The sequence below is a fragment of the Pseudomonas brassicacearum subsp. brassicacearum genome (assembly GCF_008801605.1).
Classification (GTDB): Bacteria; Pseudomonadota; Gammaproteobacteria; order Pseudomonadales; family Pseudomonadaceae; genus Aquipseudomonas; species Aquipseudomonas brassicacearum.
Genome location: NZ_VZPJ01000046.1, coordinates 1 through 489, shown reverse-complemented (window position 1 = coordinate 489; position 489 = coordinate 1). Strand labels below are relative to the sequence as shown.

1 protein-coding gene is annotated in these 489 nt (G+C 47.6%); it reads left to right on the top strand.

Annotated features, from left to right (window positions below):
* A partial coding sequence (locus F7R20_RS31470; protein ID WP_455769672.1) for an NADH-quinone oxidoreductase subunit D-related protein occupies positions 1-489 on the top strand: 489 nt, incomplete at both ends.

Genomic DNA, 489 nt, shown 5'->3' with positions numbered 1-489 from the left:
CATTCATTCATTCCGTATACAGACCGTGTTGACTACTTAGGTGGTTGTGCGCAAAACATGCCTTACGTACTTGGCGTAGAGCAAATGGCAGGCATCACTGTTCCAGACCGCGCGCAATGTATCCGTGTCATGATGTCTGAATTGTTCCGTATCAATAACCACTTATTGTTCATTGGTACAGCAATTCAGGATGCTGGTGGTATGACACCTGTATTCTATATGTTCGCCGATCGTCAAAAAATCTATGACGCAATCGAAGCGATCACAGGCTACCGTATGCACCCAGCATGGTTCCGTATCGGTGGTACTGCTCACGACTTGCCAAACAACTGGCAGCACCTCATTCGCGAAATCCTGGACTGGATGCCGAAGCGTATGAACGAGTACTACACAGCAGCATTGAAAAACTCAGTGTTCATTGGTCGTACCCGTAACGTTGCTCAGTACGATGCAAAATCTGCATTGGCTTGGGGCGTAACAGGTACTGGT